Source organism: Pseudomonas syringae group sp. 26L6 (assembly GCF_032587815.1).
GTDB classification, from domain to species: Bacteria; Pseudomonadota; Gammaproteobacteria; order Pseudomonadales; family Pseudomonadaceae; genus Aquipseudomonas; species Aquipseudomonas amygdali.
Genome location: NZ_JAWHPJ010000053.1, coordinates 94,164 through 118,177, shown reverse-complemented (window position 1 = coordinate 118,177; position 24,014 = coordinate 94,164). Strand labels below are relative to the sequence as shown.

At 58.2% G+C, this 24,014-nt stretch carries 22 protein-coding genes and 2 pseudogenes; 15 read left to right on the top strand and 9 right to left on the bottom strand.

Going from position 1 to position 24,014, the window contains the following annotated elements; translation table 11 throughout:
• Positions 1–219 precede the first annotated feature (219 nt).
• The 10 genes and pseudogenes from atzF to RYA97_RS20735 all read left to right on the top strand — a co-directional run bounded on the left by atzF (position 220) and on the right by RYA97_RS20735 (position 10,205).
• Positions 220–2,025, top strand: coding sequence for an allophanate hydrolase (gene atzF / locus RYA97_RS20780; protein ID WP_005778213.1), 1,806 nt, complete (start codon positions 220–222; stop codon positions 2,023–2,025).
• A gap of 15 nt (positions 2,026–2,040) precedes the next feature.
• A complete protein-coding gene (locus RYA97_RS20775; protein WP_005778210.1) occupies positions 2,041–3,150 on the top strand; it encodes a BMP family ABC transporter substrate-binding protein in 1,110 nt (369 codons plus the stop codon).
• Positions 3,151–3,159: 9 nt separating this feature from the next.
• Positions 3,160–4,269 carry an ABC transporter permease gene (locus RYA97_RS20770; protein WP_005778208.1) on the top strand — a complete coding sequence of 370 codons (1,110 nt, stop codon included), beginning with the start codon at positions 3,160–3,162 and terminating at the stop codon, positions 4,267–4,269.
• Positions 4,262–5,182 carry an ABC transporter permease gene (locus RYA97_RS20765; protein ID WP_005745872.1) on the top strand — a complete coding sequence of 307 codons (921 nt, stop codon included), beginning with the start codon at positions 4,262–4,264 and terminating at the stop codon, positions 5,180–5,182. The genes RYA97_RS20770 and RYA97_RS20765 overlap by 8 nt, the downstream gene beginning before the upstream one ends.
• 26 nt (positions 5,183–5,208) lie before the next feature.
• Positions 5,209–6,210 (top strand): annotated as a pseudogene (locus RYA97_RS20760) (formamidase); the annotation flags it as partial.
• An 18-nt stretch (positions 6,211–6,228) separates the two neighbouring features.
• A complete protein-coding gene (locus RYA97_RS20755; RefSeq protein ID WP_057405470.1) occupies positions 6,229–6,915 on the top strand; it encodes a cysteine hydrolase family protein in 687 nt (228 codons plus the stop codon).
• A gap of 2 nt (positions 6,916–6,917) precedes the next feature.
• Positions 6,918–8,453, top strand: coding sequence for an ABC transporter ATP-binding protein (locus RYA97_RS20750; RefSeq protein ID WP_057405391.1), 1,536 nt, complete (start codon positions 6,918–6,920; stop codon positions 8,451–8,453).
• A complete protein-coding gene (locus tag RYA97_RS20745) occupies positions 8,450–9,127 on the top strand; it encodes an isochorismatase family cysteine hydrolase (RefSeq protein ID WP_316893031.1) in 678 nt (225 codons plus the stop codon). The genes RYA97_RS20750 and RYA97_RS20745 overlap by 4 nt, the downstream gene beginning before the upstream one ends.
• Entirely contained in the window at positions 9,127–9,522 is a 396-nt protein-coding gene (hpxZ, locus tag RYA97_RS20740) for an oxalurate catabolism protein HpxZ (protein WP_002552365.1), read from the top strand. The genes RYA97_RS20745 and hpxZ overlap by 1 nt, the downstream gene beginning before the upstream one ends.
• Complete coding sequence (locus RYA97_RS20735; RefSeq protein ID WP_002552364.1) at positions 9,519–10,205, top strand: GntR family transcriptional regulator; 687 nt, start codon at positions 9,519–9,521, stop codon at positions 10,203–10,205. The genes hpxZ and RYA97_RS20735 overlap by 4 nt, the downstream gene beginning before the upstream one ends.
• Positions 10,206–10,276: 71 nt before the next feature.
• On the opposite strand, the pseudogene RYA97_RS20730 reads toward RYA97_RS20735, so the two are convergent.
• Positions 10,277–10,613 (bottom strand): annotated as a pseudogene (locus RYA97_RS20730) (hypothetical protein); the annotation flags it as partial.
• Between the two features lie 63 nt (positions 10,614–10,676).
• Here RYA97_RS20730 and RYA97_RS20725 point away from each other — a divergent pair.
• A complete protein-coding gene (locus RYA97_RS20725; RefSeq protein WP_005745865.1) occupies positions 10,677–10,973 on the top strand; it encodes a hypothetical protein in 297 nt (98 codons plus the stop codon).
• Between the two features lie 194 nt (positions 10,974–11,167).
• Here the strand turns inward: RYA97_RS20725 and RYA97_RS20720 are convergent, their stop codons facing one another.
• Both RYA97_RS20720 and RYA97_RS20715 read right to left on the bottom strand, forming a co-directional pair.
• Complete coding sequence (locus RYA97_RS20720; RefSeq protein WP_005745864.1) at positions 11,168–11,911, bottom strand: hypothetical protein; 744 nt, start codon at positions 11,909–11,911, stop codon at positions 11,168–11,170.
• Positions 11,898–12,170, bottom strand: a complete 273-nt coding sequence (locus tag RYA97_RS20715; protein ID WP_005745863.1) for a hypothetical protein — start codon at positions 12,168–12,170, stop codon at positions 11,898–11,900. Before RYA97_RS20715 ends, RYA97_RS20720 begins: the two co-directional genes overlap by 14 nt.
• 424 nt (positions 12,171–12,594) lie before the next feature.
• Between RYA97_RS20715 and RYA97_RS20710 the strand changes: the two genes are divergently transcribed.
• Positions 12,595–13,872: a diguanylate cyclase gene (locus tag RYA97_RS20710; protein ID WP_316893028.1), complete on the top strand. Its 1,278-nt coding sequence runs from the start codon at positions 12,595–12,597 to the stop codon at positions 13,870–13,872.
• A 68-nt stretch (positions 13,873–13,940) separates the two neighbouring features.
• Here the strand turns inward: RYA97_RS20710 and RYA97_RS20705 are convergent, their stop codons facing one another.
• The 3 genes from RYA97_RS20705 to RYA97_RS20695 all read right to left on the bottom strand — a co-directional run bounded on the left by RYA97_RS20705 (position 13,941) and on the right by RYA97_RS20695 (position 17,429).
• Positions 13,941–14,954, bottom strand: a complete 1,014-nt coding sequence (locus RYA97_RS20705; protein ID WP_316893026.1) for an SMP-30/gluconolactonase/LRE family protein — start codon at positions 14,952–14,954, stop codon at positions 13,941–13,943.
• A gap of 18 nt (positions 14,955–14,972) precedes the next feature.
• Positions 14,973–15,545 (bottom strand): hypothetical protein, encoded by a 573-nt coding sequence (locus tag RYA97_RS20700; protein WP_002552358.1) that lies wholly within the window; start codon positions 15,543–15,545, stop codon positions 14,973–14,975.
• A gap of 144 nt (positions 15,546–15,689) precedes the next feature.
• Positions 15,690–17,429, bottom strand: coding sequence for a dipeptidase (locus RYA97_RS20695; protein ID WP_316893024.1), 1,740 nt, complete (start codon positions 17,427–17,429; stop codon positions 15,690–15,692).
• A gap of 331 nt (positions 17,430–17,760) precedes the next feature.
• On the opposite strand from RYA97_RS20695, the gene RYA97_RS20690 reads away from it, so the two are divergent.
• Complete coding sequence (locus tag RYA97_RS20690; protein WP_316893022.1) at positions 17,761–18,996, top strand: DUF1835 domain-containing protein; 1,236 nt, start codon at positions 17,761–17,763, stop codon at positions 18,994–18,996.
• Between the two features lie 104 nt (positions 18,997–19,100).
• Here RYA97_RS20690 and sodC read toward each other — a convergent pair whose 3' ends face one another.
• The 3 genes from sodC to RYA97_RS20675 all read right to left on the bottom strand — a co-directional run bounded on the left by sodC (position 19,101) and on the right by RYA97_RS20675 (position 21,236).
• A complete protein-coding gene (gene sodC / locus RYA97_RS20685) occupies positions 19,101–19,619 on the bottom strand; it encodes a superoxide dismutase family protein (RefSeq protein WP_005745855.1) in 519 nt (172 codons plus the stop codon).
• A 234-nt stretch (positions 19,620–19,853) separates the two neighbouring features.
• Positions 19,854–20,864: a zinc-dependent alcohol dehydrogenase family protein gene (locus RYA97_RS20680; RefSeq protein WP_005745854.1), complete on the bottom strand. Its 1,011-nt coding sequence runs from the start codon at positions 20,862–20,864 to the stop codon at positions 19,854–19,856.
• 63 nt (positions 20,865–20,927) lie between these two features.
• A complete protein-coding gene (locus RYA97_RS20675; protein ID WP_016980457.1) occupies positions 20,928–21,236 on the bottom strand; it encodes an ArsR/SmtB family transcription factor in 309 nt (102 codons plus the stop codon).
• A 146-nt stretch (positions 21,237–21,382) separates the two neighbouring features.
• Here RYA97_RS20675 and RYA97_RS20670 point away from each other — a divergent pair, with 146 nt between their 5' ends.
• Together RYA97_RS20670 and RYA97_RS20665 are read left to right on the top strand one after the other, a co-directional pair.
• Positions 21,383–22,174 carry a transporter substrate-binding domain-containing protein gene (locus tag RYA97_RS20670; protein ID WP_002552352.1) on the top strand — a complete coding sequence of 264 codons (792 nt, stop codon included), beginning with the start codon at positions 21,383–21,385 and terminating at the stop codon, positions 22,172–22,174.
• Between the two features lie 119 nt (positions 22,175–22,293).
• Positions 22,294–23,946, top strand: coding sequence for a methyl-accepting chemotaxis protein (locus RYA97_RS20665; RefSeq protein WP_080164742.1), 1,653 nt, complete (start codon positions 22,294–22,296; stop codon positions 23,944–23,946).
• Positions 23,947–24,014: the final 68 nt, after the last annotated feature.

Sequence of the window (24,014 nt, the reverse complement as noted above, 5' to 3'; positions counted from 1 at the left end):
TAAACCGGTTGTCCGGCTGACGCCACCACTGCCTGCACAATGGATATGCCGTGATCCATCGTTGTGCACATTGCCGCGTTCAAGCGCAAAGATGACGCATGACTGCGTCAAAAAACTTCGCTAACAGCCTTTAATCCCCTGCCAATCCGCCTTCGGTCAACCTTGGCCCATAACGTGCAAACGTGCCAGTTCATCTTGTATACATGAATGAACACCACTATGACCGCACTCGATATTTTCCAACTTCAGTCGGCGTTACGTTCAGGTCAAACAACCCTGACGGCACTTGTGCAAACCCTGACGGCGCACATTGATGCGGATGACCGGGCGGAAGTCTGGATTCATCGCGTGCCCGTGACGCAGCTTCTTGAAAGGGCGAAGACACTGGAAAGCATTGCCGCAGAAGCGGGCGATTCGGTGTATGAGCAACTGCCGCTGTTCGGCGTGCCGTTTGCGGTCAAGGACAATTTTGACGTGGCCGGAATGCCGACCACGGCTGCGTGCCCGGCTTTCGCCTACACGCCCAAGGAAAATGCTCACGTCGTCCAGCTACTGCTCGACAGTGGCGCGATACTGATGGGCAAGACCAATCTCGATCAATTCGCCACCGGTCTGGTGGGTGTCCGCTCGCCCTATGGGGCCGTGCGCAATGCCCACGACCCGGCCTACGTCAGCGGCGGTTCAAGCTCCGGCTCGGCGGTGGCCGTCGCGCGTGGCTACGTGAGTTTTGCACTCGGCACGGACACGGCAGGATCAGGCAGAGTACCCGCCGGTTTCAACGGTATCGTGGGGCTCAAGCCCAGCCTTGGCCTGTTCAGCAGCCGAGGCGTCGTGCCTGCCTGCCGCACGCTGGACTGCTCGTCGATATTTGCCGGGGATGTGCTACAAGCCTGGCAAGTGGCGCAGGTCATCGCGGCTTATGATCCGCTCGACCCGGCCAGTGTGGCCGTGCAGGCATTGGCGGTGCAGCGCAGGGCTCGGCGTGTCGCGGTGCCAAGGCACTGCGAGTTCTTCGGTGATGCTCAGGCGCAAACGGCTTACATCAAAACCCTGGAAGCCCTGCAAAGCGACCCGCTGGTGACTGTCGAACCCATCGACTTCGATGTCTTCGCCGAAGCGGCGGCCCTGCTGTACCAAGGCCCATGGGTGGCCGAGCGAAGGGCAGCGGTAGGCAAATTCTTCACCACCCATGCTGACGATGTTCACCAAGTGGTGCGCGGCATCCTGCAGAGCGCCGCTTCGTTTGATGCCGTGGACACATTCAATGCCCGCTATCGACTGGCGGAACTGACGCGAACAGCCCAGCAACTGCTGGCCGGGGTCGATGTGCTGGTGGTCCCGACGGCGCCCTGTATGCCGACCATTGATGCAGTGCTCGCCAATCCGGTCGAGCTCAATTCACAGCTCGGCTATTACACCAACTTCGTTAACCTGATGAATATGTGCGCCCTCGCCGTCCCGGCAGAGCGCCGTGCCGACGGTTTGCCTGCGGGCATCACGCTGATCGGCCCCGCCGGTGCCGACCAACGCCTGGCAGAAATAGCCGCAGCCTGGCAGCCACTCTTCGGCAAGGCAGACCAGAGCGAAGCCGTCGCGATGGCACCCCTGCCCCGCAACAGCCCTGTCGTGCAGGTCGCGGTTGTCGGCGCGCACCTCGTCGGCCAGCCGCTCAACTGGCAATTGCTCGAAGGCAGTGCCCGTCTGCTGCGTATCACAACCACCAGCGCAGATTACCGGTTGTATGCACTGGCCGGGACTTCGCCACCGAAGCCGGGCCTGGTGCGTGTGCCTGACCAGGGCGAGCGCATCGAAGTCGAGGTCTGGGAAATGCCGCTGAACCTGTTCGGGGCCTTCGTCGCCGCGATTCCCGCGCCATTGGGCATTGGTTCTCTGCAATTGGCCGACGGCCAGTGGGTCAAGGGTTTCATCTGTGAGCCAGCCGGCCTTGAGGGCGCGCTGGACATCACTGATTTCAAAGGCTGGCGCGCCTACCGCGCCGCGCACACATCTTCCATCACTCATTGATCAGGGGTAGCACGCATGTCGAACGTTGATCGTCGCAGTTTCATCAAGTTGGCAGGCATTATCGGCCTGAGCGCAGCACTGCCGTTTGGTCGTGCCTACTCAGCCGATGCGCCGCTGGTGGTGGGTTTCATCTACGTCGGCGCTCGCGACGACTTTGGTTACAACCAGGCCCACGCCCAAGCAGCGGCCATCATCAAGACGCTGCCCAACGTCAAAGTGATCGAGGAAGAAAACGTTCCGGAAACCGTGGCCGTGCAGAAGACAATGGAAGCCATGATCCGTCAGGACGGTGCGACACTGATTTTTCCGACCTCATTCGGCTACTTTGAGCCGCATGTGGTCAAGGTCGCGAAAAAGTACCCGGACGTGCGTTTCGCGCATTGCGGCGGCCTCTGGCAGAAAGGTAAGGACCCGATCAATGCGGGCAGCTTTTTCGGTTACATCGACGAAGCGCAATACCTGAACGGCGTGATTGCCGGGCACATGAGCAAGAGCAAAAAACTCGGTTTCGTCGCCGCCAAGCCTGTGCCTCAGGTACTGCGCAACCTGAATGCCTTTGCCATGGGCGCACGCTCGGTAGACCCGAGCATCGTGACCACGGTGATTTTTACCGGTGACTGGTCGTTGCCGGTCAAGGAAGCAGAAGCCGCCAACGGCCTGATCGACCAGGGCTGTGACGTGCTGACCTGCCATGTCGACGGCCCCAAGGTGATCGTCGAGACGGCTGAAAAGCGCGGTGTGATGACCTGTGGCTACCACGCCAGCCAGGCTGCGCTGGCGCCCAAGGGCTACCTGACCGGTGCCGAATGGAACTGGGAGACGCCTTATCGTGCTCACGTCGCGGCAGCCCAGAGCGGCGCGCCGATGATCAACTTCCTGCGTGGCGGGCTGAAGGAAGGCTTCGTCAAAACGTCCGCCTACGGGCCTGCGGTAACAGCCGACGCCAAACAGAAAGCGGATGCCATCAAGGCGCAGATGATGGCCGGTCAGTTCGTGATTTTCAAAGGCCCACTCAAGGACAACAAAGGCGCAGTGGTGATTGCCGATGGTGTGTCACAAGGCCAGACCGACATCGCCCTGGAGAGCATGAATTACCTGGTCGAAGGTGTACTTGGCCAGCTCTGAGGAATGTTCATGAGCCTATCCATTAGTCTGCGTCGCCTCGCCAGCGCGCTGTTGCCGGGGCTGCCTACGGTGTTGGCGGTGTTTTCCTCGTGCGTGCTGTTCGGGCTGTTTCTGGCGGTTCAGGGCAAACCTGCCTGGCAAGCCCTGCAACTGGTCGGCGAAGGCGCGTTTGGTTCATGGTTCGCCCTGGAAAATACCTTGCAGCGTGCAGCGCCATTGATGTTGACCGCACTCTGTGTGGCCCTGCCCGCCCGGGCCGGGCTGATCATTATTGGCGGCGAAGGCGCGCTGGTACTGGGCGGTCTGGCAGCGGCAGTGACACCCTTGTGGCTCGGCCCTTTGTCACCCGGGGTGATGCTCGTCTGCATGGCCCTGGCGGCGATGAGCGTCGGCGCGCTGTGGATCGGTCTGAGTGGCTGGATGCGCCAGCGTCGCGGAGTCAACGAAACGATCAGCAGTCTGCTGCTTTCCTACATCGCTCTGGCGCTGTTCCGGCAGTTGGTGGAAGGGCCGTTACGCGATCCGGCAAGCCTGAACAAGCCTTCGACTCCACCGCTGGACGATGCCTATATGCTCGGCACCATCAGCGACAGTTTCGAGGTGCATTGGGGGCTGGTGGCGGGCGTGGTCGCGTGTCTGCTGGCGTATGTGCTGGTGCGCCACAGCATCAAGGGTTTTGCCCTCGCCGTGGTCGGCGGCAACGTACGCACGGCGTTGATGATCGGTCTTCCGGTAGACCGCTTGATCCTGCTCAGTTGCCTGCTGGGCGGCGCGGCAGCGGGTCTGGCCGGCATGTTCGAGGTCACCGCAGTGCAAGGCAGCGCCAACGCCGCGCTGATTGCCGGCTACGGCACCAGTGGCATTCTGGTCGCCTTTGCCGCACGCCATCATCCGCTGGCCATTGTCGTTTGTGCCATTTTGCTGGGTGGTCTGGAAGCCAGTGGTGGGCTGCTGCAACGACGGCTTGGCCTGCCGGACGCCACCACGCTGATTCTTGAAGGTCTGCTGTTCACCAATCTGCTGCTCTGGGAAGCCCTGGGTGGGCGTATCGCCGCCTGGAAGATCAGGCTGACGACGTCGCCCGCGTCACTCGACAAGGGAGCACTGCAACATGGCTGATATCGACCTGACTACCTTTCTCCTCGCCCTGCTGGCCGGAGCTATCCGCGTCGGCACACCTTTTTTGTTCGTCAGCCTGGGCGAATGCCTGACCGAGAAAAGTGGCCGGATCAATCTGGGGCTGGAAGGCATTCTGGTTGCCGGCGCGATGTCCGGATACGCCGTGGCGTGCCTGAGCGGCTCGGCGTGGCTGGGCGTTGGCGCTGCCGCCGGGGTCGGCATTTTATTGGGGCTGCTGCACGGCCTGGCGTGCTCGTTACCTCGGGTCAACGACATCGCGTTCGGCATCGCGCTGATTCTGCTCGGCACCGGGCTGGCGTTTTTTCTAGGCAAGGCGTTTATCCAGCCGCAAGCGCCCATGCTGCCTTCATTGGCGCTGGGTGCCTGGAGCGACGAAGAACGGGTGCGTTCGGCGCTGAATATCAATGTGCTGTTCTTCGTCGGCGCAGCGCTGGCATTCGTACTGCACTGGGGGCTGCGCACCACACGCTGGGGGCTGATGCTGCGCCTGGTCGGCGACCACGCCGAAACCGCTCAGGCGCTGGGCTATCGACCGCTCAAGGTGCGCATTCTGGCGACAGCGGTCGGCGGCGGATTGGCCGGAATAGGCGGCGCTTACCTGTCGCTTTACTACCCCGGCAGCTGGAATGAAGGGCTGTCCAGCGGGCAAGGATTGATGGCCGTGGCGCTGGTGATCTTTGCCCGCTGGCGTCCACTGGCGTGCCTGTGGGCATCGTTGCTGTTCGGCGCTGCCGGAGCCATCGGCCCGGCCCTGCAAGCGGTCGGTATCAGCACCGGCTACTACCTGTTTGCCGCAGCACCTTATGCGCTGACGCTGGTGGTGATGTATGCCACTTGCCGCCGTGGTCGCACCCTGAACGGCGCACCTGGCGAGCTCAGCCTGACGCGATGAACTGATCTTTTCGAGGAGGCATGCACATGGCCAGTGGTCTTGGTGGTTTGAACAAGTCGCCCAATGGTGTGGTGATCGGCCTGGCGCAACTGGCGCTGCCTGATCCGCACACCCGTGAGGCGTTGTGGGCACAAACGCAGAAAGTGGTCAGCATGGTGGCCAAGGCGCGACGCAGCAATCCGGGCATGGACCTGATCGTGTTTCCCGAGTACTCGCTTCACGGCCTGTCGATGAGCACCGCGCCAGAGATCATGTGCAGCCTCGACGGGCCGGAAGTAATGGCGCTGCGCGAGGCGTGCCGGGAGCAGCACATATGGGGCTGTTTCTCGATCATGGAGGCCAACCCGCACGGCAATCCATTCAACAGCGGCCTGATCGTCGACGATCTCGGCGAGATTCGCCTGTATTACCGCAAGCTCCATCCGTGGGTGCCGGTCGAGCCCTGGGAACCTGGCGATCTGGGTATTCCGGTCTGCGATGGGCCGCGTGGCAGCAAGCTGGCGCTGATCATCTGTCACGACGGCATGTTTCCGGAAATGGCCCGCGAGTGCGCCTACAAGGGTGCCGACATCATGCTGCGCACCGCGGGTTACACCGCACCGATCCGTCACTCGTGGAAGATCACCAACCAGAGCAATGCCTTCACCAACCTGATGCAGACCGCAAGCGTCTGTATGTGTGGCTCCGACGGCACATTCGACTCCATGGGCGAGGCCATGTTCGTCGACTTCGACGGCACGATCATGGCTGAAGGCGGCGGTCGGGCCGACGAAATCGTCTGCTGCGAACTGCGCCCCGATCTGGTCCGTGAGGCCCGTGTGCACTGGGGCGTGGAGAACAACATCTATCAATTCGGCCATCGCGGCTATGTGGCGGTCAAGGGTGGCGCGCGCGACTGTCCTTACACCTACATGCATGATCTGACCACAGGCCAATACCGTCTGCCCTGGGAAAACGATGTCGTGCATACCGATGGCAGCTCGTGCGGGTTTGCGGCCCCCGAGCGCGACTTCAAACCTACCCCAGCAGTTGGGAGGAGTAATGCCATGAGTGAACGTCATATTGCATCGGCGCCCTACCCCTGGCCTTGGAACGGGCAATTGCATGCGCACAACACCGCGCTGATCGTCATCGACATGCAGACCGACTTCTGTGGCGTCGGCGGCTACGTCGACAGCATGGGTTACGACCTGGCGCTGACCCGTGCGCCCATCAAGCCGATCAAGGCACTGTTGGCGGTGATGCGCCCGCTCGGCTTCACCATTATTCATACCCGAGAAGGCCACCGCCCGGACCTCAGTGACTTGCCAGCCAACAAACGCTGGCGCTCGCAACGCATCGGCGCGGGAATCGGCGACCCAGGTCCCTGCGGCAAGATTCTGGTACGTGGCGAACCGGGCTGGGAAATCATCGACGAGCTGGCACCGCTGCCCGGCGAAATCATTATCGACAAACCCGGCAAAGGCTCCTTCTGCGCCACCGATCTGGAACTGATCCTGCGCACACGCGGCATCGACAACCTGATCCTGACCGGCATCACCACCGACGTCTGCGTGCACACCACCATGCGCGAAGCCAATGACCGCGGCTTCGAGTGCGTGCTGCTGGAGGACTGCTGCGGCGCGACCGATCCCGCCAACCATGCGGCGGCACTGAGCATGGTCAAAATGCAGGGCGGTGTATTCGGCGCAGTGGGACATTCCTCGATGTTTCGCGACCTGTTTGGAGCATGAACATGCACGCCCCGAGCCTTGAGACGATTGGTGCCAGCAAGCATTTCGGTACGTTTCGCGCACTCGACGAGGTGTCGTTCAAGGTCCGCGCCGGCACCGTCCACGCCCTGCTCGGCGAGAACGGCGCCGGCAAAAGCACGCTGGTCAAAGGCATCATCGGCTACAGCCCGCTGCAATCGGGCAGTATTCTGGTCAACAACCGCGAGCATGCGATCAGCACCCCGCGCGATTCTCATCAGTTGCATATCGGCATGGTGTATCAGCACTTCACCGTCGCGCCGGGCCTGAGCGTGGCTGAAAACCTGGTGCTCTCACGCGGTGATCTGCCGTGGCGTATCAACTGGACCCGCGAGCACGAGCGTCTCGAAGCCTTCATGGCAAAGATGCCTTTTCGTCTGGATATCCATCGGCCGGTCAGCAGCCTGGCCGCCGGTGAAAAACAGAAACTGGAAATCCTCAAGCAGTTGTATCTGCAGCGTCGGCTGATCATTCTCGATGAACCGACCTCGGTACTCACGCCGCAAGAGGCCGATGAAGTGCTGGGGCTGATGCAGTCGATGGCGCATCGCGGTGAACTCACCGTGCTGATGATCACCCACAAGTTTCGCGAGGTTAGCACCTATGCCGATGACGTTACTGTGCTGCGCAAAGGTCGCTGGGTAGGTACAGCGACAGTGGCCGATACCACCACGCAGCAGATGGCCGCCTGGATGATGGGCGAAGCGCAAGTGCGCAGCGTGAGCAACGATCGGCCGGTAATGGCAACCCGCACGCCTCAGTTGCAAGTGGAGGGGCTGGATGTACCCGGTGACAAAGGCACGCTGGCGGTGAAAAACCTTTCTCTGGCGGTGCATCCGGGAGAGATCGTCGGGGTTGCGGGTATTTCCGGTAACGGCCAGCGCGAACTCACCGAAGCCCTGCTCGGCCAGCGACCATTCAGTGCCGGACAGATATCGGTCGATGGCCAGCCCTACCATGCGCAGCGTGAACAAATGCAGCGCCTGCGCGTGTTCAGCCTGCCCGAGGAGCCCTTGCGCAACGCCTGTATCGGCAGCTTCAGCGTGGCCGACAATCTGGCCCTGCGCAACTTCGACCAGGCGCCGCTGTGCCGTCAGGGCTGGCGTCTTGATCGTCATGCAATAGGCGCACAGGCACGCACCCTGATCGAACAGTTCAAAGTCTCGCCCAACGACCCGAACCGCCCTATCGGCACCTTGTCGGGAGGCAATGTCCAGCGCGCTGTACTGGCGCGAGAACTGCCCCCTGACGTCGCGGTGCTGATCGTCGCCAATCCGGTATTCGGCCTGGACTTTGCCAGCGTCGCGCTTATCCACCAGCGCCTGATTGACGCACGTAACAGCGGCACAGCGGTCCTGCTGCTCAGTGAAGACCTCGACGAGCTGCTGAGCCTGGCAGACCGCATCGTGGTCATTCATGACGGCGAACTGGTTTTTGAAACCAGCGCAGCGGTCGCTGATCGAACCGAGCTGGGTCGACACATGGCCGGTGCCGAACAGCTGGCCGGAGAACCGGTATGATCAGCGTCAATGCGCGTCCGGACTGTTTCACGTTCGCCCCCTCCTGTGCCGCTGTGGTGATCATCGACATGCAGCGCGATTTCCTCGAGCCCGGCGGCTTTGGTGCCGCGCTGGGCAACGATGTCGTACCGTTGCAGGCCATCGTGCCATCGGTGCAACAACTGCTGGCGCTGGCCCGTGATCAGGGCATCACGGTGATACACACTCGTGAATCGCACAGCGCGGACCTTGCCGACTGCCCGCCCGCCAAGCTGGCCCACGGCTCGCCAGGTCTGCGCATCGGCGACTCTGGCCCGATGGGGCGTATCCTGATTCGCGGCGAACCCGGCAATCAGATTATCGACAGCCTGACGCCGCTCGCCTGCGAGTGGGTCATCGACAAACCCGGCAAGGGCATGTTCTTCGCCACCGACCTGCATCAGCGGCTGACCGACGCTGGCATCACGCATTTGATCTTCGCAGGCGTTACCACCGAAGTTTGCGTGCAGACCAGCATGCGCGAAGCCAGTGATCGGGGTTATCGCTGCCTGCTGATCGAGGATGCGACCGAAAGCTATTTCCCAACCTTCAAACAAGCCACTCTGGACATGATCACCGCACAAAACGCGATTGTCGGGCGTGCAGCGTCGCTGGCCGATCTGCAACAGGCCCTGCAAACAAGGAGTACATCCTGATGGACATCAATCTTGCGCACATCGTCGCCGAAGTGACCCACGCTTTCACTGATTACGAGCGCGCCCTGCTGGCCAACGAGCTGACCACACTGGATGCGTATTTCTGGAATTCCGAACAAACCGTTCGCTATGGCGTCGCGGAAAACCTGCACGGTGCCGAAGCCATCGCGCGCTATCGACGCCACTGTCAGCCAGTCGGGCCCGGTCGCACATTATTGCGCACCGTGGTGAGCACCTTCGGTGAAGACTTCGCCACCGTCAGCACCGAGTTTCACGATGGCGTTACTGAGCGTCTGGGACGGCAGATGCAAACCTGGGCACGCCTGGACGGCGGCTGGAAAGTCGTTGCGGCACATGTCAGCATTGACCTGAGCAGCCTGGAGCCACGCCCTTGAATTCCCCCAACACCACCAACGCGCTGGCAGAGGACGTCTATCGTCGGCTCAAGCAGGAGATCTTCGACTTCTATCTGCTGCCCTACGACCGCTTCACCGAAACGCAACTGGCAGACCGTTATCAGGTGTCACGCACGCCGGTGCGTGACGCGTTGTACCGGCTGCAGCGTGAGGGTTATCTGGATGTCGAGTTTCGACGGGGCTGGTCAGTCAAGCCGCTGGATTTCGACCAGATAGACCAGTTGTACGATCTGCGCATCGTGCTTGAATGTGCTGCGGTCGAGCGTATCTGTGCATCCCACGAGGTGCATCCGGAACTCAATGTGCTGCGCCAGCACTGGCTGATTGATCGCAGCCAGTGGCAGATAGACATGCAAGTGGTCGCCGACCTCGATGAGCAGTTTCACACCCAACTGGTGGCCGCCTCGGGCAATCTGGAAATGGCTCGTGTTCATCAGGAAGTGACCGAGCGCATTCGCATCGTGCGCAGGCTGGACTTCTTCAAAAGCGCCCGTATCGAACATACCTACCTGGAGCACGCCGCGATCCTCAATGCATTGCAGGCACGCAAACGGGACGAAGCGCTGCTGCTACTGCGCTCTCATGTGGAAATCAGCAAACTCGAAGTGCGCAAGCTGACGATATCGATGCTCAGTGATGCGCGGCGGCGGCATGAAGCATGAAGCATGAAGCATGAAGCATGAAGCATGAAGCATTGAAGATTATCAGCTGCTTCTGCCGAGTTTGCCGGTGAACGGGCGTCGGGAGATCGTTTCAAGATCAGATTGGCGATACCGCCAATTGTCAGAAACAGATGTCGAATACGGAGCTCAAGCTCGCCCAGAATAAGCGCGTTGGATTTCTGCGACCTGCTATACGCGTCGGGCGAAGAGCGCTTTCCATTCTTGCGAAAAGCGCCGGTCGTTTGCCACGTTCGGAACGTCGATGGTTTTCCCGGTCAATATGCCTAGTCCACATGAGTCGCGCTTGCCGGTAGTGATGTTATCCACAAGAGCTTCAGAAAAACCGGACGGCAGATTCGGGAAAATGCGATACGTGAGTTGGACAAAACGTCTTTTAGAGGAAAACAGCGTGCCCGTTGTTGTTCAGCTATTAACGCTATCGTCAGCACTTTCCGGAAATGGAAGCCCACAATGACACGAGCCGTATTATTGGTGCTGTTGATCCTCTCGGTTGCATGGCTGGCGCAAAGTGGTGATGGCGACGAAATGCACTGCCCTGACAAAGATGCGAATTTTTTTGCTGAATCCATCAACGCGTATTTTGACAAACATCCACCAAAAGCCGGTAAAGCCGTGACCATTCCTGACGGTGCCCGTTACGACAATCGTACCCACTGGTGGATAGTTCCGGTCGACGTCGGCCAGGAAAGATTACAGGCGCTGTTGAGTTGCGACGGCCATCTAGAACTGTCCGGGCGTAAAACATGAACAACATTGCGCTGGATATCACCTGCCTGACGCCACTGCCTTACCATCGATAGGTCGTTGATTATCTGAAAACCAGCGAACCTGCAGTGCGGAGCTGGGCCTAGTCGCTCGGTGTCAGGCAGGAATGTGCCGAGGACGTGAAGGTCGGAAGCTCTGGAGGAGGTCATGAGGTCTGTTGCGGTCTGCAGTGTCTGTCAGCTGTGAGTGACAAGCCGGTCAAGTGCATCAATTGCCGAGCTGCACCATTCGGTCACATCATCGAATTTGTACTCCACTGCCAAGGCGTCGGTGATTTCAACTTCAAGTTCTGCCTCCGCCCCGGAGTTGTCAAACAAGTAAGCTCGACTTGACGCTTGAATGGCCTCAGGAAGCAGTGCCAGACACCTATGATAACGAGCACGTATCGTTTCTGGCTTAACGTCGTGCCCTCCTTCGCCAACACGAATGGCAACCCGGTTGATATTGATTTCCGGGGCCTCGGTTGAAACGAAATACAAGTATGTGCGGTATCCCAACGACCTGGCTTTCTTGATGAAATCAACCTTGGAGCGGTCTGACATAACCGTTTCAAAAGTGAAGCTGGCGGCTTGTTCAAGCAATTGATGCCGGATGAAGTCAGCGACGACCGATGAGTGGTACGAATTTATCTGGATCGAGTCGATCATCAGGGATTGACCGACAACAGTGAAATGCTCAGCCTGAGCCCCCAGCTGTTCTCTGACGATCAACGGATGAGAAGTAAAAAAGTCTTGAAACGCTTGCTGATCGAGGCTCACGGAGAAAGGCGAGAGGTCTATGAAACCGTTCTCTCCCGCCTCACGTTCCAGGTCGTCAGCATTAACGTATATATAGATTAAATCAGGATCAAGAAGACGCTTAATGGTGCTTTTGCCAGAGCCGTTTGGCCCTGCAAATACACGGAGTCTAGGAACCGGCACTGGCGGACGCCCCAGAGCCGATTTTGAAGCAAACTCCAGCCTTCACGCTGCGACGGGGTTTGGAAGCACAAACAATTTGCTCGGTACCGTCTGCTCGTTCGGCAACGATAAATCCGCCCTTGGAAAGCACAACGGTACGACCAGCTGCCTTGGCTTTTTCGTAAGCCATCCGTGTCGCAAGAGAAGCCTGAGCCGGGATCTGAGCTTCAAGCTTTTGAGTGGCCTCTTCAGACAATGCTTTGTTGACGGCTTTAGGCATGAATCCTCCTGGTCCTTCTGCTTAGGTGAGCGTGAACGACTTCATAGTAGCCCGAAAAAATGCTTTTCGACACGAGACAGATTAAACCTTGTTTAGCAGATGTGGCGCAAACGAGAGACCTCTCTGCGCCAATTCCTTTCGTACAAGCAGCCATTTTACCGATGCGGACAACCCCGTTTCACACCAGCCAATGCCACAACAACAGCGTACCTATCAGCCCCACGGTCGCAAACGCCCGGCAGTGCACTGGATATCGTCGTCACGCGCGCAATAAATCATTTTAGTCATGTGGGTATAGTGCCTGTGCAACAAGGCTTGGTGCTTGCGGTCCAACTCACTGCACTTACTACCCGCCCGGCATCGCGTCACCCATCATCTGATCAGAGCCGCGATCAATTCAACGGATCACTCGACAGGACATCAGATGACCTCATCCAGCCAGCGCCTGGCCTTGCTTGAAGCAATTGTCGAGCAGTCATTCAATGCCGTTTTGATCACTGATGCCAATCTGACCAATGGCGGCCCGTTCATTGTGTATGTCAATCCGGCATTCTGCGCGATGACCGGCTACGCAGCAGAGGCATTGATAGGCCGTTCGCCAAGGATCCTGCAAGGACGCGACACCGATCGTCAGGTGATCGAGCGTATGCGCCAGTGCCTGAGCGAGAGCCTCTTTTTCGAAGGGTCGACAGTCAATTACCGCGCGGACGGAAGCCCCTATGTCGTCGAGTGGAAAATTTCCCCGGTGCGCGACGATGCGGGGGCGGTTTGCAACTTTGTATCGGTGCAGCAAAACATCAGCCCGCGCATTCGGGCGGAGCGCGAACAGCATTTGCTGGCTCAGGCGCTGAACGCCGCGCTTGATCCGATCATGATTACCGATTGCAACGCCACTATCGTTTTTGCCAATGAGGCTTTTCAGAACATCACCGGTTACAGCGCGCCGGAAATCATCGGCGAAAACCCGCGAGTGCTCAGCTCTGGTAAACATGATGAGATGTTTTATGCGCAATTCAATGAAGCGCTGGCCAGTGGTACGCCCTTTCGTACGACCTTCATCAACAAGCGCAAGGATGGCTCTCTGTTCTATGCAGAACACAGCATTTCCCCGCTGTGTAACCTGGAGGGAACCATCACGCATTACGTCAGCATCAGCCAGGATGTAACCACTCGGCTGGGCCGTGAACAGAAGTTGCTGGAGATTGCTCACAGCGACCCGCTGACCGGGCTGAACAACCGAAGGGCGGCGGAACACACCCTTGAGCGGCTCATCGATACCGCGCGAATATCGGGCAAGCCGTTCACTCTTATCATCGGCGACATCGATCATTTCAAATCGGTCAATGACCGATATGGCCACCCTGCTGGCGACAGGGTATTGACCAGCGTTGCAGTCATCCTTAAACAACGGATCCGCCTGCAGGATGTCGCGGCTCGATGGGGAGGAGAAGAGTTTCTGATATTCGTGCCCGATAGCTCACTGGATCATGCCGCTGAATTGGCCGATCGCATTCGCGAGGGCGTTGAGGGTCTGTTGATACCGAATACAGGCTCAGTGACTATTTCTCTGGGAGTTGCGCAACTCAGCCCGGGAGAAACAGCGGCAAGCCTGATTCAGCGTGCAGACAAAGCGCTCTATCAGGCCAAGCGCCGGGGCCGCAACCGTGTCGATATCGCACAGGCAGACGACACGATTTATTGAGGTTGGCTACGAGCGGAGTCTTCAGGAATACCGTACGGCGCTATTGGTATCTCACCGTGACGGAGGCTTTACGGCCGACTACCACCAACAAGAGCGGGTATTCTCAGCACCTTGTTGGCAGCGGTGATGTAAATCCAGTGCTGTGAACCGGTAGAACAGAATGCAAGATTGCCGGTGTCTTTCGCCGCGACCTTTATTTTCCCCAGCAACTCGCCGCTGGCAGAGAACACCTGAATACCCTCTTTGCTGCTGCTCCAGACGTTGCCCTGCGCGTCGACCTTGAGTCCGTCAGGGATGCCGGGGGCAATCTCGGCAAACACCTTGCCGTTACTCAGCGCCCCGTCGCGCACCTGATACACCCGGATGCTGTGTGCCAGTTTCGGATTCTTGAAATCATGCGCCAGTTGCGAGTCGGCGACATACAGCAAGCTTTGATCGGGTGAAAACGCAAGACCGTTCGGCGAATGAAGTCCCGGGGTATTCAACCTTACCAGTTGGTTTTGTTCCGGATCGTAGCGGTATACATACTCGCCGCCCTGCTCCGGTTTGCCGCCATAACTTTCAGCTTTGTTCAACACGCCGAAGGTTGGATCACTGAACCAGATACCACCGCGCTTATCGACCACGACGTCATTCGGGCTGTTCAAACGCTTGCCCTCGTACCTGTCGACCACTGTGCGCCATTGACCATCCGCCTCCTGTCGCACTATTGCGCGTTCGCCATGGGATGCGGCGATGACTCGGCCTTCGGCATCCAGAGCATGCCCGTTCTGATAATGGGCGGGGTCGAGCCATACAGTGACGCCGTCATGCTCTTTCCAGCTCATGACCTTGTTCGCCTTCACATCACTCCAGATCAACCGACCGTCGGTCAAACACAAAGGGCCTTCCGCCCACTGCGCATCGGCGGTAAGCACTTGTGCCTGCGCGCCGGGCTGGATGAGTGCAGCAAACCGCGGATTACTGGCAACCACCGTGACTGGCGACGCGTCTGAAGCCATCACTGCGCCTGAAGCGAGAAGCGCGCCCGCCAACACGAGCGAAGTGGTTTTCCTGCCTGGATGACGGAAGACTCGATTCATGCATTTCGCCCCAATTGATCAGTAGGCACATCGGCCAGAAGAACGTTTGGCAGCAGCATCCGGCTTGAGTTTCACGATGAGCTGAACGTTGGGCTGATCACCCACGGTACGAGTCAGATGCCCGACCCTGTTGTCGCCAGGCCTTGCTTTGGAGCTGCTGTCGGCATTGAACTGCATTTCCCCGGGGCCCTGAACCAATACCGTGCCATCGGTGGTTTCCACCGACCACTGACCCTGTAAGGTGATCACCCACTGAGGGCCCGGCGCATGGTGCCAACTGCCGACGTAACCCGGCGGCAGTACCGCGTAGGCAATACTTTCTACTTCGTCGGGCGATACTCCGATCCACTGAGGCTCGGCAGGTGGCGCGTAACTTTTGAATTCCAGCCCCTCGATACGGCAATGCTCGACATGGGTGGCCCCTGTCTCGTCAGCCCAGACAGTGGCGTACTTGACGGGGGGCTGAAGCTTGCCGTTGCTGGTGGTACTTTCTTGAGAGTTTGCGGGTACAGACAGTACCGCCGCATTGACGCTACTGCTTGCCGCACAAACGGCAGCAAAGGTCAGTGCAAATGCAAAGAGCGTTTTCATGGGTAAATCCTTGTTCGCGAGAACACTGGGTGGGAAGACAACGTCGCTGTGCCACTACCAATCACTAGGCCAGTCGCGTAATAACGCGCGATCAAACAATCACTCATCGAAACCGGACCTGCCCTGACAGGCCCGGACGTTAAATCAGAGTTTCGGTAACTGACCGATGCGCGCCATCATTTCGGTAACGATCTGCAGGTCCAGCAGAAACTGTCCGGTCGTCTTGAACTCGTTGTCCGTGTGGCCGGTATATTTAACTTCGGGCCTCGCCAGACCGAACTGCACGCCATTGGGCAGTTCATGTACCGACGTCGCGCCAGCCGAGGTGCCGAACGCGTGTTCCATACCCAGATTTTCGCTGGCAACCGCAAGCAGCGCCCTGACCCATTCGCCCTCTGGATTGCGGTACATCGGCTTGGCAATGGAATAGTCGAACGCAGGCTTGATGCCGGTTTTCACGCTCCACGCTGCAAGTTTTTCGGAGATTTCGGATTTGAGCTCTTCCGGAGACCTGCCCTTGGGCACGCGCAAGTTGACCGCAAGTTTGAACGCTGTTTCATCCATCGCGACATAGGTAAGAGAAGCGGTCAGCGGCCCCATGAACTCGTCGGAGAAACCAACGCCCAACTTGTTGCCCAGATAATCAAGGCCCCAGTTGTCGGCTGCATAGCGAGCAGCGTCAGTAATCTGGTTATGTTTGAGCGCGACCTTGCCTTGAAGGCTGTTGATGAAGTCAAGCATCCTCGCAACCGGGTTGACTCCAGACTGGGGCGCCGATGAGTGCGCGGAAACACCCGTCACTGTCAGCTTGACGTCATTGCCGTCGACGCTGGCATCGACCGCGAAATTGCCGCCATTGTTTTTCACGTAATCCGCACCGGCCTGTTGCAGGCTGGCAGCCAGTTGCGCAGGCTTGTCGGTTAACAGAGTAGCGACCGATTTCGATGGAATCTGGTTGGTGGCCGCACCTCCGGTCATCGAAACGATTTCAGCACCCTCGCCGTCAGCGTTGCGTCGCGCGAAACTGGCCATGACCGTCCCATAACCTTTTTCCGCGATGACAACCGGGTAGCTGCCATCCAGCGCCAGGTTGTAACCAGGCGTTGGGTTGCGTTCAAAATAGTAGGGGATTGCGTCACCCGTGGTCTCTTCAGTTGTATCGATCAGCAACTTGAAGTTTCTGGCCAGCGGCAGCTTTTCTTCCTTGATGACCTTCATGGCATAGAGCGCCACGACAATGCCATTCTTATCGTCTTCGGTGCCACGCCCATACAGGCGATCACCAATCAATGTAACCTTGAACGGATCGAGCCGCGTGCCGTCCGGCAACACCCAGTTTTCCGGCGTGACCGGTACAACATCGGCATGGACGTGAATGCCCACGACTTCATCGCCCACCCCGTCGAGCGAGACTTCATAAACACGGTTATCGACGTTGCGAAACTTCAGATCGAAGCGTTCGGCAAGGCCTTTGATCGCGTTGGCGATCTTGATGAACTCCGGGTTTTCATGCTGGGCAACGCCGTCAACACGGGCGGTTGGAATGGCGACCAGCTCACGCAATGTGTCGGTTGCCGCATTGCCATACTTCAACCGGGTATACAGACCGAGCAGGCGATTAATGTCGTTCCGTTGTGCGTCGGAAAGTGTTTTGTTGTCGAGAAAGGCGTTGATGGCCGGGCCAAAATCAGCAGCTTTTACACCATCAGTGCTGGACAGACTTTTCAGAAACTGCCTGAAATCCGTGACCGATTTCTCATCGAAAGTCTTGAGAATGATCGTGCTCTGTTGTGCAGTGACGTTGGCATTCGCCACGCTGGTGAAGGACGAAAGGCTGGCCATTATCAACGCGGTTGCGGCCAGTTGCTTGAGTGACAGGTTCATTGTTCAGGGCATTCCTTGGCAGGTAAAGCACGCAAAAATTCTGACCACTTGATCAGTAAGATTTCAAACTTACACCATGAGCAATGATGCGAGAATCCCCGCTTTGAAATGAGGCAATGCCTTAAAGGGCTCGAATGATCAATGTGCCCTGAAACACACGTGATCAGTACGACCTGACCGAGTTGCAATCACCCATCCGATTACCTATATTCCGGCGTGGCGCCATCTACGCCACCTACCGCGGAAAGGGCTGCGCCCAGGATTCTGATTCGATATTCCGTCACTACGACTCCCGACCTTCAAGCGGACAAGGTTTTTGCAAGGAGATCGTATGCCCAGCAATAAAACGTCCTCGTCCCATCACGGCCGTATCAACCTCGAACAGCAGCGCAAGCGTGCCAAAGAGCTTCTGCTGCGGATGAAAGACGGCACTGCACCTGATCAGCTCATCCTGCTCGACAAGACGGCGCCGACCTTATCGGATGCCCAATGGCTGATCGCGAGGCAATTGGGCTTCAGCAGCTGGCCCAGGCTAAAGGCCCATGTCGATGCAGTCGACTTCGCAGCCCGGAATCCGGATTTCGAAGCAAGCGACGAAGCGCAAACCGTGCATTGGCGATGCGGCAGCGACATTGCCCATACGCTCAAGCTCGCGGGCTTCAAAGGCTCGTTCAAGATGCTGACAGACCCTTTGTGCATGGGTCCGGTTCAGGCTGTGCCTGAAAAGGCATATCAGGCAGCGCGCAGCCACTACATCAGCCAAGCATTCGGGCTGAGCCTTACGGATGTCACACGCCGGTTTGATGATGAATACACCGACCTGCAGCAGATGAGCAGTGCCGATCACAGCGTGCTGTGGTGCGAGGCAGATGCCTACGATCAGCTTTTCCTGATCAGGACGCTGTCAACCCTTGAGCAACTGCCTGCCAGGCTTGAAATTATTCAGGTGAGCCAGATTCCCGGCGTCCAGCGCTTCATCGGCATTGGCCAACTGGCGCCCGACCTGCTTGCCTGGCTGTGGCCGCAGCGCAAGGCGGTGACCAAAGAAATGCTGCATCTGGCCCGCCAGACATGGGCGGCTTACTGCAACGCCTCGCCGGTTGCCCTCGCCGAACTGGCCCACACCGCGCAACCATCATTGCCCTGCCTTGCCCCGGCCCTGTTACGTCAGCTACAGGAATTACCAGGCGTCGAAGACGGCCTGTCACTCACCGAGCGCCTGTCGTTGCAGTGCATCAGCGAAGCCGGGTCAATGACCTTCGGCCAAGTGTTTGCTGAGCTGACGGACAAGCGCGAGCCTTTACCGTTTCTAGGCGACATGATGTTTCACGCGATGATGCGCCCCTTGATTGATTCTCCGACCGCGCTACTGATCGAATCAGACCCCCAACTTGAATGGCCTCGCCGCTCGCTCAGGCTAACCCCGCTGGGACAGCAAGTATTGGCCGCAAAAGCCTATTGGCCCAACTACTGCCATCAAGCGCGCTGGGTTGGCGGCGTCTGTATTCAGCCCGGACAACCTCACTGGATGATAGATAACCACTTGCGCCCCCTATGGCGCGCCTGACTCTCAGGAACGCACTGACGGCCAGTTGTAACGCTGATGATGCTGATCGGTCGCGAAAATATCCAAGGGGTGCCTGCACCCGAACCGGACACAGGCACGGCGTATCAGATCACGCCACAGGCTGCACGATCACCGCCACCGCCCAAGGGTGCAGGGTGGTCGGAATGGTTGTCGCCGCCCGCATGAACCATCAGCGCATGGCCTTTGATTTCGGAGATTTTCTTCAACCGTGGTGCCAGTACCGGATAGTTTGCAGTGCCGTCGGCGTTAACGTACAACGCAGGCAGATCGCCTAGATGGCCATCGGCGTAAGGCCCCAGATGCTTGCCGGTCTTGGCCGGGTCAAAGTGGCCGCCTGCGGCCAGCGCAGCGACCTTCTTGCCGTCCTTCGTACCGGCTTCGCAGCTGCCGTTTTCATGTACGTGAAAACCGTGAATGCCCGCAGGCAAGTCTTTCAGATTCGGGGTAAACAGCAAGCCGTACTGTGTTTCGCTCACCGTCACGTTGCCAATAGGTTTGGGCGCGCCGTCAGCGCTGACCAGATTGATGGGAACGTCCAGCGATGCAGCCTGGACACTGAGGGAGAAAACGCCAAGCAGGCCTAGCCAAAGATGAGGTTTCATGATTTCAATGCGTCCCTGATCTGGTAATCGGATTGAACGTCGCGACGGGCAGCGTGAAGCGGCATGCCACGCAACGTCCTTGATGTCACAGAGGGTGTGACCACAGACCAACGCACTTGATGCAAAAAGATGACCGAGGAAAGTTATGCAAAACGTCTCGACTGGCCTGCCATTACGAAAGTTGGCAGACCAGCGACATTGACTTGCGCTCAGCTATGGGCGCAGGGGCGCCACTCAGATATCCAGGCAGATCTTGCCGAAATGCTGATTGGTTTCCTGGTAACGGAACGCCTCGACAATGTCGGTCATCGGGAAGGAGCGATCCATGACCGGACGCATGCCATTGGCATCAATGGCGCGGATCATGTCCTGCTGCTGGGTGCGGCTACCCACCAATACACCCTGCATGCGCAGTTGCTTGACCAGTGCCGGGACGAATTCCAGCTGACCGGCGACACCGCTCAGAATGCCGATGACCGAGATATGTCCAGCGACCCGAGCAGCTGTCATGGAGTGCTGCAATGTCGAGGGGCCGCCCACGTCGATGATGTGATCAACACCACGGCCGCCAGTCAGCTTGCGGGCCGTCTCGCCCCAGTTGCTGTCCTTGCGGTAGTTGATCAGGTGGTCGGCGCCCATGGCTTTCAGACGCTCCAGCTTTTCATCACTCGACGACGTCGCGATAACGGTCGCACCCACCATCTTGGCGAACTGCAACGCGAAAATCGATACACCGCCAGTGCCCTGCACCAGAACGGTATCACCGGCTTTCAACGCATCATCGACCATCAGCGCGCGCCACGCGGTCAAGCCAGCGGTGGTCAGGGTGGACGCTTCGGCATGGGTATAACCCAGTGGCGCGTGGGTGAATGAGGTGGCACGGGCAGTCACTTGCTCGCGGGCATAACCGTCGATGCCGTCGCCCGGCACAGTGACGAAACCCTCAACCAGCGGCTCGCCGCTGATCCACTCAGGGAAGAACGTGCTGACGACAGAGTCGCCGACAGCGAACTCGCTGACGCCCTCGCCTACTGCGGTTACCACGCCTGCGCCATCGGCCATGGGAATGCGTTTTTCAATCGGTGCCCACATGCCGGTGACGACTGCGAAGTCGTGATAGTTGAGCGAATTTGCGTGCAGACGCACAGTAATCTCACCGGCTTTCGGTGCCAGCACTTCGCTTTCGCCAACGCTGACCTGATCGTAGCCGCCGCCAGCCTGCACGTAGATGGTTGTATTGCTCATGGTCAATCTCCTATCAATTCAACATTACGCAAAATGACGAAATGTGTGAGTAACGCTAAAGGGTCATAGTTCTTTCTTGAGCCGATCGGCAAACCGGTCGATGGCTAGCTCGTCGCGGCGAAAATAAGTCCATTTGCCGATCCTTGTCGCCTGAACCAGCCCGGCGCGTTGCAGAATCGCCAGGTGCGCAGACGCGGTGGAAGCCGACAGACTGGCCTTGGCCTGAATGTGCGAGACGCACACGCCTATCGCCGGATCACCGTGGTCCTGTGGAGGGAAATGGGCTTGCGGGTTTTTCAGCCACTCCATGATCAACATGCGAGTGTCATTGCCGACCGCTTTGATTTGCTCAAGAATCATGGGGCACAACATTACGCTTTTTTACGAAATGTTCAACCCCTGATTTATGCCCGTACATCTGAACGCATGTTTTCATTACAGCTTCACACCGGCCTGACAAATGAAGCAATCTGTCGACTCCAACAAAACCGACTGCACGGCTGAGAGCACTCAGACTCATGATGAACCTTAAATACAGCGCATTCACCGCCCTGCTGCTGGGCATGACAGGCATGGCTCAGGCTCAGGAATCCACCTCGCATCTGGACAAGGTTCTGCAAGCCGGCCAGTTGGCAGTCTGCACGACTGGCGATTACAAGCCCTATACCCTGCTGCGCGAAGACGGTGAATATGAAGGCATCGATATCACCATGGCACGCTCGCTGGCCAAGAGCCTGGGAGTTAACGTGCGGTGGGTGCCTACCACCTGGAAAAACCTGATGCCGGACATGGTTGCCGGCAAATGCGACATAGGCATGGGCGGCATCTCGGTCAGCCTGGAACGCCAGAAGAAAGCCTTCTTCAGCAATACGCTTGATGTCGATGGCAAGATTCCCCTGGTGCGCTGTGAAGACAAGGCCATGTACGAGACGGTCGAGCAGATCAATCAGCCCTCGGTGCGCTTGATAGAACCTGCTGGCGGCACCAATGAAGCCTTCGCGCGCGCTCATCTGCCGAAGGCGTCTCTGGCATTTCACGACAACAAGACCATCTTCCAGGAACTGCTGGACAAGAAGGCTGACGTGATGATCACCGATGCCTCCGAAGCGCTTTATCAGCAGAAACGTATGCCTGGCTTGTGTGCGGTCAACCCGACCGCGTACATGCAATACGGCGAAAAGGCTTACCTGTTGCCCCGCGATGATGTGACCTGGAAAAGCTACGTTGACCAATGGCTGCACTTGAGCAAGGCCACTGGCGAGTATCAGCAGGCGCTCGGGGAATGGCTGGCAGTGCCTACGCAACTGTAAAAAGTATCATTTAGCCACCATCCCTAAAGCTTGAGTTCGGGACGCCGATAGTTGATGGCCAGCGATGCATTCGCAAGGTCCTGATTCAGCAGGCGAACAAACCCTACAGGGGAACTCCCATGTCTCAAACTCAAGCGCCTCATGGCGGTTTCACTATAAAACAACGATTGATGGCCTCTACCTTCGCCATCATCGTTGCGTTTATCGCGTTGTCGTTTTTCATGATCCATACACTCAAGACATCCACTGAGAATGTCGACGCTCTGTACAACCGGGATTTTCTGGCCACCGAGGCCGTGAACAATATCGACGGTGCACTGACCCGTGTGGACATCAATATCCTGCGCATGATCGCCATCGGCAATCCGGAGCAGACTGCGGGCTGGAAAAACGAGAACGAGGCCGCTTTTGCCAAGCTTGATGAGCTGACCGTTCTGCTCGGCAAGGACACCGCTGAAACGCTGGATGTCACGCTGACCCAGCAGTTGCAGCGCGACTACACTAAGTTACGTGATGGTATGCGGCACCAGACGAGCGTTATCCAGACGGGTGATATCGCCGCCGCCACCAACATCAATCGCACCGAGGTCAAACCCTTCGCCGAGCAGGTCTTCAAAACCCTGCAAACCCTGCGCGAACAAGGCAAACAAAAGGCAGGCGAGCGCTTTGAGGCTCAGGAAGCAAGTGCTACCCGGACCAACAACCTGTCCATCACCGCCACACTTTTGATTGCGGTGCTGGGTGTCGTGGTGACACTACTGACCATACGCAGCATTCTGGCAGCCATAGGTGGCGAACCGGATACGGTGGCCACCATTACCCGCACCATCGCCAGAGGCGATCTGAGCAGTACTATCAAGGTCAATACCAATGACAACACCAGCGTCGCCGCTGCCGTGGTTGCCATGCAGACTCAACTGCGGGACACCCTGCAACAGATTTCAAACTCAGCGACCCAGCTGGCTGCCGCTGCTGAAGAGATGACCGCCATCACTGAAGACGGGGTTCAGGGCATCCAGCGACAGAACAACGAGATTGACCAGGCCGCGACTGCCGTCAATGAAATGACCAGTGCGGTAGAAGAAGTGGCGCGTAATGCCGAACACACCGCACGCTCTTCAAGCAACGCGACCAGCGCAGCACAAGCAGGTCTGGGCCTGGTTAAGAAGACCGTCAGCGCAATCAATACCATGAGCACCGACGTACAGAAAACAGCCGTGCTGATTGGCGAGCTGGCTGATCAGTCGCGCGACATCGGCAAGGTTCTGGATGTGATCCGTGGTCTCGCCGAGCAAACCAACCTGCTGGCCCTCAACGCTGCTATTGAGGCAGCCCGGGCGGGTGAAGCCGGGCGCGGATTTGCTGTGGTGGCGGATGAAGTGCGTGCCTTGGCGCACCGCACTCAGCAATCAACCAGCGAAATCGAGCGCCTGGTCAGCAATATTCAGAACGGCACTGACCGGGCGGTGAGTTCCATGCGCGGCAACACTGAACTGGCCAGCGACACGCTCAGTATCGCCGAGGGTGCCAATGATTCTCTGAGCGTCATCAGTACAGCGGTCAGTGAAATCAACGACCTCAATCTGGTTATCGCCAGCGCCGCACAACAACAGGCACACGTTGCGCGGGAAGTGGACCGCAATCTGGTGAACATTCGTGACCTGTCTGCGCAATCTTCATCAGGTGCACAGCAGACCAGCAGCGCGAGCCGTGAATTGTCGACGCTGGCTCTGGACCTGAACAATATCGTCGGGCGCTTCCGTCTGTCCTGATGCGAGACACACTCTGTGCGCTGCAACAGCGCGCAGAGTGCGCAAATTCCGGACCTGGCCGGGCCTAT

Bases quoted from the DNA above. Each gene is read 5' to 3' on its own strand.
- RYA97_RS20745 (WP_316893031.1), top strand. From the start codon at position 8,450: ATGATCAGCGTCAATGCGCGTCCGGACTGTTTCACGTTCGCCCCCTCC.
- RYA97_RS20700 (WP_002552358.1), bottom strand. From the start codon at position 15,545: ATGAAAACGCTCTTTGCATTTGCACTGACCTTTGCTGCCGTTTGTGCG.
- RYA97_RS20670 (WP_002552352.1), top strand. From the start codon at position 21,383: ATGATGAACCTTAAATACAGCGCATTCACCGCCCTGCTGCTGGGCATG.
- RYA97_RS20750 (WP_057405391.1), top strand. From the start codon at position 6,918: ATGCACGCCCCGAGCCTTGAGACGATTGGTGCCAGCAAGCATTTCGGT.
- RYA97_RS20695 (WP_316893024.1), bottom strand. From the start codon at position 17,429: ATGAACCTGTCACTCAAGCAACTGGCCGCAACCGCGTTGATAATGGCC.
- RYA97_RS20765 (WP_005745872.1), top strand. From the start codon at position 4,262: ATGGCTGATATCGACCTGACTACCTTTCTCCTCGCCCTGCTGGCCGGA.
- RYA97_RS20705 (WP_316893026.1), bottom strand. From the start codon at position 14,954: ATGAATCGAGTCTTCCGTCATCCAGGCAGGAAAACCACTTCGCTCGTG.
- RYA97_RS20715 (WP_005745863.1), bottom strand. From the start codon at position 12,170: ATGCCTAAAGCCGTCAACAAAGCATTGTCTGAAGAGGCCACTCAAAAG.
- RYA97_RS20710 (WP_316893028.1), top strand. From the start codon at position 12,595: ATGACCTCATCCAGCCAGCGCCTGGCCTTGCTTGAAGCAATTGTCGAG.
- RYA97_RS20680 (WP_005745854.1), bottom strand. From the start codon at position 20,864: ATGAGCAATACAACCATCTACGTGCAGGCTGGCGGCGGCTACGATCAG.
- RYA97_RS20770 (WP_005778208.1), top strand. From the start codon at position 3,160: ATGAGCCTATCCATTAGTCTGCGTCGCCTCGCCAGCGCGCTGTTGCCG.
- RYA97_RS20725 (WP_005745865.1), top strand. From the start codon at position 10,677: ATGACACGAGCCGTATTATTGGTGCTGTTGATCCTCTCGGTTGCATGG.
- sodC (WP_005745855.1), bottom strand. From the start codon at position 19,619: ATGAAACCTCATCTTTGGCTAGGCCTGCTTGGCGTTTTCTCCCTCAGT.
- RYA97_RS20775 (WP_005778210.1), top strand. From the start codon at position 2,041: ATGTCGAACGTTGATCGTCGCAGTTTCATCAAGTTGGCAGGCATTATC.
- atzF (WP_005778213.1), top strand. From the start codon at position 220: ATGACCGCACTCGATATTTTCCAACTTCAGTCGGCGTTACGTTCAGGT.
- RYA97_RS20690 (WP_316893022.1), top strand. From the start codon at position 17,761: ATGCCCAGCAATAAAACGTCCTCGTCCCATCACGGCCGTATCAACCTC.
- RYA97_RS20755 (WP_057405470.1), top strand. From the start codon at position 6,229: ATGAGTGAACGTCATATTGCATCGGCGCCCTACCCCTGGCCTTGGAAC.
- RYA97_RS20665 (WP_080164742.1), top strand. From the start codon at position 22,294: ATGTCTCAAACTCAAGCGCCTCATGGCGGTTTCACTATAAAACAACGA.
- hpxZ (WP_002552365.1), top strand. From the start codon at position 9,127: ATGGACATCAATCTTGCGCACATCGTCGCCGAAGTGACCCACGCTTTC.
- RYA97_RS20675 (WP_016980457.1), bottom strand. From the start codon at position 21,236: ATGTTGTGCCCCATGATTCTTGAGCAAATCAAAGCGGTCGGCAATGAC.